This window comes from Nakamurella sp. (assembly GCF_048594475.1).
In the GTDB taxonomy this organism is placed as follows: domain Bacteria; phylum Actinomycetota; class Actinomycetes; order Mycobacteriales; family Nakamurellaceae; genus Nakamurella.
On record NZ_JBMDXT010000302.1, the window covers coordinates 1 to 7,689 of the forward strand.

Consider the following 7,689-nt stretch of genomic DNA (forward strand, 5'->3'; position numbering starts at 1 on the left):
GCTCGCTCACGCGGCACCTCCTTGCTTGGCCAGCTCGTCCGGTCCGACGGACAGGCCGAGCTCGCGCTCGCGCATGACCGTGTAGATCCGGGCGATGTCGTGCTTGACGGTGCGCAGCCGCCGGTTGTTGTCCATCTGTCCGGTGGCCATCTGGAAGCGCAGGTTGAACAGCTCTTCCTTGGCTTCCCGGAGGCGCAGGACGAGCTCGTCCTGGCCCAGCTCACGCAGCTCGGTGGCAGCTGAAGTCTGATCAGCCATCATCCTTCAACCCCTTCCCGGGTCACGATCCGGCACTTCATCGGCAGCTTGTGGATCGCGCGGCGCAGCGCCTCGCGGGCCGTCGCCTCGTTCGGGTAGCTCATCTCGAAGACGATGCGACCCGGCTTGACGTTGGCGATCCACCACTCCGGCGAACCCTTGCCGGAACCCATGCGGGTCTCGGCGGGCTTCTTGGTCAGCGGGCGGTCCGGGTAGATGTTGATCCAGACCTTGCCACCACGGCGGATGTGCCGGTTGATGGCGATACGCGCCGACTCGATCTGCCGGTTGGTGACGTAGGCCGGCTCCAGCGCCTGGATGCCGTACTCGCCGAAAGTGACCTGGGTCCCGCCCGTCGCCAGCCCGGTCCGGTGCGGACGGTGCTGCTTGCGGTGCTTGACCTTGCGGGGAATCAACATGACCTATGCCCCAGTGGTCTCGGAGCCGGCGGCGCCGGACGGGAGAGCCTCGGGGTTCTCCTCGACCGCGGCGCGACCGGCGTCGGTGGACGTCGGAGTGGTGCCGGACGACCCGGACCGCCGGCGCTGCGGGCGCTCGGCCCGATCGCCGCGACCCTCACGGGCGCCCCGCTGCTGGGCAGCGGCCTCGGCGGCCCGCTGCTCGGCCAGGGTGCCGACCTTGTCGCCCTTGTAGATCCAGACCTTCACGCCGATGCGACCGAAGGTGGTCTTGGCCTCGAAGAAGCCGTAGTCGATGTCCGCCCGCAGGGTGTGCAGCGGCACGCGACCCTCGCGGTAGAACTCCGACCGGCTCATCTCGGCGCCGCCCAGACGACCGGAGCACTGGATCCGGATCCCCTTGACGTTCGGCGAGCGCTGGGCCGACTGCATCGACTTGCGCATGGCCCGACGGAAGCTGACCCGGTTGGACAGCTGCTCGGCCACACCCTGGGCGACGAGCTGCGCATCGGACTCGGGGTTGCGCACCTCGAGGAGGTTCAGCTGCACCTGCTTGCCGGTCAGCTTCTCGTGCTGCCCGCGGATGCGGTCGGCCTCGGCGCCGCGGCGACCGAGGACGATGCCCGGACGGGCGGTGTGGAGGTCCACCCGCACCCGGTCCCGGGTCCGCTCGATCTCCACCTTGGAGATGCCGGCCCGCTCCATGCCCTTGCTCATCAGCTTGCGGATCTGGACGTCCTCGGCCACGTAGTCGGCGTAGGACTTGTCCGCGTACCACCGCGAGTTCCAGTCGGTGGTGATGCCCAGCCGGAACCCGTGTGGATTGATCTTCTGACCCACTACCGGGTCCTTCCCTTCGCATTCCGGCCGGCACTGCGGCTCTTGGACTGGTCGGCGGCCACCGAGACGAGCTCGATGGTGATGTGGCTGGTCCGCTTGCGGATGCGGAACGCCCGGCCCTGCGCCCGCGGCTGGAACCGCTTGAGCGTCGGGCCCTCGTTCACGTACACCCGGTCCACGATCAGCGACTCCGGGTCCAGCCCCTGGTTGTTCTCCGCGTTGGCGACGGCGGAGGCCAGCAGCTTGGCCACCGGCTCGCTCGCCGCCTGCGGGGCGAACCTCAGGATGGACGCGGCGTCGGCGGCCGAACGGCCGCGGATCAGGTTCACCACGCGGCGCGCCTTCATCGGCGTCATCCGCGCGTGCCGGAGGGTGGCCGAGCTGCGGGGCAGCTCCGTCACCTCGTTGGTCTCACTCATGATTTCGACTTCTCCTAACCGCGCCGCGACCGGCGGTCGTCCTTCACGTGACCCTTGAAGGTCCGCGTCGGAGCGAATTCGCCCAGCTTGTGGCCGACCATCGACTCGGTGACGAACACCGGGACGTGCTTGCGGCCGTCGTGCACGGCGATCGTGTGCCCGAGCATGTCGGGGATGATCGTCGACCGGCGCGACCACGTCTTGATCACGGCCTTGGAGTTCTTGTCGTTCGCCGCGTCCACCTTCTTGAGCAGGTGGTCGTCGATGAACGGGCCCTTCTTGAGACTGCGGGGCATCCCGTCCCTACCTTCCTGCTCCGTACTCGATGGACTGGTTGTGTGCTGACATCACTGCTCTCACGGTCACCGCTTCTTGCCCTTGCGCCGGCGACGCACGATGAGCTTGTCGCTTTCCTTGTTCGGACGGCGGGTGCGGCCCTCGGGCTTGCCGGCCGGGTTGACCGGGTGACGGCCGCCGGAGGTCTTGCCCTCGCCACCGCCGTGCGGGTGGTCGACCGGGTTCATGGCCACGCCGCGCACGTGCGGGCGCTTGCCCTTCCAGCGCATGCGGCCGGCCTTGCCCCAGTTGATGTTGGCCTGCTCGGCGTTGCCGACCTCGCCGATGGTGGCGCGGCAGCGGACGTCGACGTTCCGGATCTCGCCGGACGGCATGCGCAGCTGCGCGTACGGGCCGTCCTTGGCCACCAGCTGCACCTTCGCACCGGCGGACCGGGCGATCTTGGCGCCGCCGCCGGGCCGCAGCTCGATGGCGTGCACCACGGTGCCGACCGGGATGTTGCGCAGCGGCAGGTTGTTGCCCGGCTTGATGTCCGCACCCGGACCGGTCTCCACCGTGTCGCCCTGGTTCAGGCGGTTCGGCGCGATGATGTAGCGCTTGTCGCCGTCGGCGAAGTGCAGCAGCGCGATGCGCGCGGTGCGGTTCGGGTCGTACTCGATGTGCGCGACCGTGGCCGGCACGCCGTCCTTCTCCGCCCGCCGGAAGTCGATCAGCCGGTAGGCCCGCTTGTGGCCGCCGCCCTGATGCCGGGCGGTGACCCGACCGTGCACGTTCCGGCCGCCCTTGGAGTGCAGCGGGCGGATGAGCGACTTCTCCGGGGTGTCCCGGGTGACCTCGCTGAAGTCGGCGACCGAGGCGCCGCGACGACCGGGGGTCGTCGGCTTGTACTTACGGATACCCATTGGTTCTCAGTCCCTACCTCAGGCGCCGCTGAAGACGTCGATCGGCTTGCTGTCGCCGGACAGCGTGACGATGGCCCGCTTGGTGGCCTTGCGCTGGCCGTAGCCGGTGCGGGTGCGCTTGCGCTTGCCCTGCCGGTTGATCGTGTTCACCGAGACGACCTTGACGCCGTCGAAGATCTTCTCGATGGCGATCTTGATCTGCGTCTTGTTGGCGTCGGTCCGCACCTCGAAGGTGTAGCTGCCCGACTCCAGCAGGCCGTAGCTCTTCTCGGAGACGATCGGCCGGATGATGATGTCGCGAGGATCGGCGATCACTTCTCCTCCTCCTGTTCCGCATCGGTGGCGACGGCCACATCGGTGGCGACGGCCGGCTCGTCGGCGGCCGCGTGGCGGCCGGTGCCGGCCGCGGGGGCCTGCCGGCCGTGGCCGGTCGCGGACAGGAACTCGTCCAGCGCGGCCTTGGTGAACACCACGTCGTCGCTGTTGAGCACGTCGTAGGTGTTGAGCTGGCCGGCCCACAGCAGGTGCACCGTCGGCACGTTGCGCAGGCTCTTCCAACCGATCTCGTCGCCGAACTGCAGCACGACCAGGATCTTGCGAGCGGTCGAGACGGAGTTCAGCGCGGCGAGCGCCTTCTTGGTCGACGGCGTGCCGTCCACCGAGAGCGTCTCCAGGACGTGGACGTTGCCGCCACGGGCCCGGTCGGACAGCGCGCCCCGCAGCGCGGCCGCCTTCATCTTCTTGGGGGTCCGCTGGGTGTAGTCGCGCGGCACCGGGCCGTGCACGACGCCACCGCCGGTGAACTGCGGCGCGCGGGTCGAGCCCTGGCGGGCGCGGCCGGTGCCCTTCTGCCGGTACGGCTTCTTGCCGCCGCCGGAGACCTCACCGCGGGTCTTGGCCTTGTGCGTGCCCTGACGGGCCGCGGCCAGCTGGGCCACCACGACCTGGTGCATCAGCGGGACGTTGGCCTGGACGTCGAAAACGGCGGCGGGCAGCTCGACGACCTCACCCGCCTCGCCGGCCGGTCCGGTGATCTGGACGGTGGTCATCAGGCACCCACCTTGCTCTGGTTCTTGACGGCGGACTTGATCATCACGACGCCACCCCGGGGACCGGGGACGGCACCGTGGATCAGGACCAGGCCCTTGTCGGCGTCGATCGCGTGCACCGTGAGGTTCTGCACGGTGACCTTCTCGTTGCCCATCCGCCCGGCCATGCGCAGGCCCTTGAAGACCCGGCCGGGGGTGGAGCAGCCGCCGATGGAGCCCGGCGAACGGTGCTTGCGCTGCACGCCGTGGCCGGCGCCCAGGCCGGCGAAGCCGTGCCGCTTCATGACGCCGGCGGTGCCCTTGCCCCGGCTCGTGCCGGTGACGTCGACGACCGCGCCGGCGGCGAACACCTCGGCGGCGGTCAGCTCCTGGCCCACGCTGTAGCCCGACACGTCGTCGGTGCGCAGCTCGACCAGGTGGCGGCGCGGCGTGACGCCGGCCTTGACGAACTGACCGGCGGCGGGCTTGGTCACCTTGCGCGGATCGATGGCGCCGAACGCGAACTGCACCGCGCTGTAGCCATCGGTCTCCGGGGTGCGCACGGCGGTGACCACGACCGGACCGGCCGCGACGACGGTGACCGGAACCACGCGGTTGGCCTCGTCGAAGACCTGGGTCATCCCGAGCTTGTGGCCCAGGATCCCCTTGATCGCTTCTGCCATGTTGGTACTACCCATCTCCTGTGCTGTGCCATGGCGCCCTTGACGGGCGGTGGACGTGATCTTTTCGGGGACCTTGCGGTCGCGCCGATCCCCTACTGGATGTTGACGTCCACGGACGCCGGCAGGTCGATGCGCATGAGGGCGTCGACGGTCTTGGGCGTCGGGTCGAGGATGTCGATCAGCCGCTTGTGCGTGCGCATCTCGAAGTGCTCGCGCGAGTCCTTGTACTTGTGCGGGGAACGCACCACGCAGTACACGTTCTTCTCGGTGGGCAGCGGCACGGGGCCGACCACCCGGGCGCCCGTGCGGGTCACCGTCTCGACGATCTTGCGTGCCGACGCGTCGATCGCCTCATGGTCGTAGGCCTTGAGCCGGATGCGGATCTTCTGTCCCGCCACGCTTGCCGTCCCTCTCGTTCGGCGCGAACTGCTCGCGCTGTACATCACTTCGCGGCGGTGGATCCGCCGTGGTCACCGGTGCTCGCGCACCGTCCGTGCGGTTCTCCCACTCGCCCGCACCCGGCCGGAGCCGGGGCGCGCGAGAAGATCCGCGCACTCGTTTCGGGCGAACCGGGGTCCGCCGCCGCTGTTCAGTCTGTCCGGGTCCACCGGTCCACGCGGTCGGGCGTGTCGCCCCACCGAATCATGCGTCCGCCCGTGGGGCGGACACCGGAACCGGCCGCGCTCGGATGAGCGCGAGACATGCTTTTCAGTGCCGTGCTTGGGTACTGCTGCTCTACTGCTCGCTCACTACTGCCTTGCTGAACCCTGATCGAGACCGCACGACAGCGCGCACCCGCCTCAGGGCAACCGGAACAGTATGCCGCAGAGCCGGGGGCGACTTCAAGTCGGGGTGATCACGCTCGGGCCCGGCGGCCGCACCGGACGACCGTGACCGACAACTCTCATTGTCGTTGACAACCTTCGTTGTCGCATGTCAGGGTGGCGGCATGACCGGCGCCGAGCTCCGGGTGGTCGCCCACCTCACGACGATCCCGATGAATCTGCTCCTGGTCGCCTGGGTCGGTGTCGGGCGACTGGCCCTGGTGCCGCCCGGGGCGGCCGGTTCCGCTGCTCCGACCACCCTGACCGCGGTGACGCCGGCGCTGGTGCTGCTGCTGGGCCTGACCTCGGCGCTGGCCGTGCGGCAGCACCGGCGGGGCGGGGGCCTGACGGCGCCGCAGTCCGCCGCGCTGCTGGGCTGCTGGGGATCACTGGCCGGCTTCGGCGGCTTTCTCACCGAGGCCGCCGCCGGCGCCCCGGTCTCGCCGTTCACCCAGCTGGCCGGGGAACGGTTCGCGTCCCTGTCCGACGCCCTGGCCCTGGCCTGCCTGTACGGGTTCGTCGCCGCCTGGATCACGCTGCTGGTCCTGTTGCGCCGACGACCGTCCGGAGCCGCCGCGGGCGGCCGGACCGGCGCCCGCCGGCCGGTGGGCGTGGGCTGACCGAGGACCCGGTCCGGGCCGCGATCGGCACGGTCAGACCGTGGGCGGGGCGTCCCGGCCGGCATCCGGCGAACCGGTCCCCCCGTGGGTCGGGTCGGCCGCCCGGATCCCGTCCTCGGGGGCCCTCCCGGCACCGCCGTCCGCCGTCGGGTCGGCGGTCGGGGCCGTCCCGGTCGACGTCCCGGCGGTGTCCGGGCCCGTCCCGGTGGACGCGCCGGCCGCCGGCGCCTTCGCCTCGTGCGTGCGCCCGATGGGCAGCACGTGCAGGACCGCGACCACGATGGCCCCGACGATCAGGCCGAGGACGGCCGAGAAGAACGTGTTGGTGAGCCAGCCGAGGGCCGGGCCGAACCCGCCGGTCGCGTCGTGCACGGCGACCTCCAGGTGGTGCACCCAGCCGTACAGCAGGTGGAAACCCAGCTCGTCCATGCCCACCAGCAGGATGTGGCCGCCGACCCAGAGCATCGCCACGACACCCACCCAGGCCAGGGTGTTCAGGATGATCGGCATCGCCTTGACCAGGCCGCGACCGAAGGCGGCGACGGCCTTGCCGGGCCGCTTGGCCAGCGCAAGGCCGGCGTCGTCCATCTTCACGATCAGCCCGACGACGCCGTAGACCAGCGCGGTGATCAGCACCGCGACGATCACCAGGATGATCGCCCGGGCCAGCAGTCCCTCGCTCGCGACCTCGTCCAGCGCGATCACCATGATCTCGGCGGACAGGATGAAGTCGGTGCGGGTGGCCGACGCGACGACCTTCTTCTCGTGCTCGGCCGGATCGACGGCCGGGTCGGCCGCGTCCGTCGACTCCTCCTGCGCGTGACCGGAGAACTTCTCCCAGAGCTTCTCCGCGCCCTCGTAACACAGGTAGGTGCCGCCGATCATCAGGATCGGCGTGAGCAGGAACGGCGCGAACTGGGACAGCAGCAGGGCCACCGGCAGGATGATCAGCAGCTTGTTGCGCAACGAGCCCTTGGCGATCCGCCAGATGATCGACAGCTCGCGCTCGGGCTTGAGCCCCTGGACGTACCGCGGGGTGACCGCGGTGTCGTCCACCACCACCCCGGCCGCCTTGGCGCTGGCCCGGCCGGTGGCCCCGGCGATGTCGTCCAGTGACGAGGCCGTCAGCTTCACCAACGCCGCGACGTCGTCGAGAAGGGCGAACAGTCCGCTCATGCCCCCATCCTGTCAGGCCACGGGCCCGGCGCCGACCCGCTGCCGCCCGGACCGGCACCGGACGAGCAAGGGCCCCGCCGCGATGCGGCGGGGCCCTGGCCAGCAGGCGACCGGGGCGAACCCCGGAACGGACTACTTGATGATCTTGGTCACCGAACCGGCGCCGACGGTGCGGCCACCCTCACGGATGGCGAAGCGCAGGCCCTCCTCGATGGCGATCGGC

13 protein-coding genes are annotated in these 7,689 nt (G+C 70.3%); 1 reads left to right on the forward strand and 12 read right to left on the reverse strand.

The genetic code is table 11. The annotated features are described in order from the left end of the window. Window positions 1-6: 6 nt before the first annotated feature. The 10 genes from rpmC to rpsJ form a co-directional block, all read right to left on the reverse strand. Window positions 7-258 carry a 50S ribosomal protein L29 gene (gene rpmC / locus ACOJUF_RS13860; protein ID WP_395725491.1) on the reverse strand — a complete coding sequence of 84 codons (252 nt, stop codon included), beginning with the start codon at window positions 256-258 and terminating at the stop codon, window positions 7-9. After that, entirely contained in the window at window positions 258-677 is a 420-nt protein-coding gene (gene rplP, locus ACOJUF_RS13865) for a 50S ribosomal protein L16 (protein WP_420122419.1), read from the reverse strand. The genes rpmC and rplP overlap by 1 nt, the downstream gene beginning before the upstream one ends. Window positions 678-680: 3 nt before the next feature. Then, complete coding sequence (gene rpsC, locus ACOJUF_RS13870; protein ID WP_420122420.1) at window positions 681-1,517, reverse strand: 30S ribosomal protein S3; 837 nt, start codon at window positions 1,515-1,517, stop codon at window positions 681-683. Beyond that, window positions 1,517-1,936 (reverse strand): 50S ribosomal protein L22, encoded by a 420-nt coding sequence (gene rplV, locus ACOJUF_RS13875; protein WP_420122421.1) that lies wholly within the window; start codon window positions 1,934-1,936, stop codon window positions 1,517-1,519. Before rplV ends, rpsC begins: the two co-directional genes overlap by 1 nt. Window positions 1,937-1,950: 14 nt before the next feature. Beyond that, window positions 1,951-2,232 (reverse strand): 30S ribosomal protein S19, encoded by a 282-nt coding sequence (rpsS, locus tag ACOJUF_RS13880; protein WP_420122422.1) that lies wholly within the window; start codon window positions 2,230-2,232, stop codon window positions 1,951-1,953. 66 nt (window positions 2,233-2,298) lie between these two features. Beyond that, entirely contained in the window at window positions 2,299-3,135 is an 837-nt protein-coding gene (rplB, locus tag ACOJUF_RS13885; RefSeq protein WP_420122423.1) for a 50S ribosomal protein L2, read from the reverse strand. A gap of 18 nt (window positions 3,136-3,153) precedes the next feature. Continuing rightward, entirely contained in the window at window positions 3,154-3,450 is a 297-nt protein-coding gene (rplW, locus tag ACOJUF_RS13890; protein ID WP_420122424.1) for a 50S ribosomal protein L23, read from the reverse strand. After that, window positions 3,447-4,184, reverse strand: a complete 738-nt coding sequence (gene rplD, locus ACOJUF_RS13895; RefSeq protein WP_420122425.1) for a 50S ribosomal protein L4 — start codon at window positions 4,182-4,184, stop codon at window positions 3,447-3,449. The genes rplW and rplD overlap by 4 nt, the downstream gene beginning before the upstream one ends. Further along, window positions 4,184-4,846: a 50S ribosomal protein L3 gene (gene rplC / locus ACOJUF_RS13900; RefSeq protein WP_420122426.1), complete on the reverse strand. Its 663-nt coding sequence runs from the start codon at window positions 4,844-4,846 to the stop codon at window positions 4,184-4,186. Before rplC ends, rplD begins: the two co-directional genes overlap by 1 nt. A 92-nt stretch (window positions 4,847-4,938) precedes the next feature. After that, complete coding sequence (rpsJ, locus tag ACOJUF_RS13905) at window positions 4,939-5,244, reverse strand: 30S ribosomal protein S10 (protein WP_015746443.1); 306 nt, start codon at window positions 5,242-5,244, stop codon at window positions 4,939-4,941. 551 nt (window positions 5,245-5,795) lie between these two features. Here rpsJ and ACOJUF_RS13910 point away from each other — a divergent pair. After that, window positions 5,796-6,290, forward strand: coding sequence for a hypothetical protein (locus tag ACOJUF_RS13910; RefSeq protein WP_420122427.1), 495 nt, complete (start codon window positions 5,796-5,798; stop codon window positions 6,288-6,290). 33 nt (window positions 6,291-6,323) lie between these two features. Here the strand turns inward: ACOJUF_RS13910 and ACOJUF_RS13915 are convergent, their stop codons facing one another. Further along, on the reverse strand, window positions 6,324-7,466 hold the full coding sequence (locus ACOJUF_RS13915) for a DUF808 domain-containing protein (RefSeq protein ID WP_420122428.1): 1,143 nt from the start codon (window positions 7,464-7,466) through the stop codon (window positions 6,324-6,326). 132 nt (window positions 7,467-7,598) lie between these two features. Further along, window positions 7,599-7,689: hypothetical protein (locus ACOJUF_RS13920; protein WP_420122429.1), on the reverse strand; the 91-nt coding region annotated here is incomplete at its 5' end.

Coding starts and splice junctions, on each gene's coding strand:
- rpmC (WP_395725491.1), bottom strand. CDS start 258: ATGGCTGATCAGACTTCAGCTGCCACCGAGCTGCGTGAGCTGGGCCAG.
- rplP (WP_420122419.1), bottom strand. CDS start 677: ATGTTGATTCCCCGCAAGGTCAAGCACCGCAAGCAGCACCGTCCGCAC.
- rplV (WP_420122421.1), bottom strand. CDS start 1,936: ATGAGTGAGACCAACGAGGTGACGGAGCTGCCCCGCAGCTCGGCCACC.
- rpsS (WP_420122422.1), bottom strand. CDS start 2,232: ATGCCCCGCAGTCTCAAGAAGGGCCCGTTCATCGACGACCACCTGCTC.
- rplB (WP_420122423.1), bottom strand. CDS start 3,135: ATGGGTATCCGTAAGTACAAGCCGACGACCCCCGGTCGTCGCGGCGCC.
- rplD (WP_420122425.1), bottom strand. CDS start 4,184: ATGACCACCGTCCAGATCACCGGACCGGCCGGCGAGGCGGGTGAGGTC.
- rplC (WP_420122426.1), bottom strand. CDS start 4,846: ATGGCAGAAGCGATCAAGGGGATCCTGGGCCACAAGCTCGGGATGACC.
- ACOJUF_RS13910 (WP_420122427.1), top strand. CDS start 5,796: ATGACCGGCGCCGAGCTCCGGGTGGTCGCCCACCTCACGACGATCCCG.
- ACOJUF_RS13915 (WP_420122428.1), bottom strand. CDS start 7,466: ATGAGCGGACTGTTCGCCCTTCTCGACGACGTCGCGGCGTTGGTGAAG.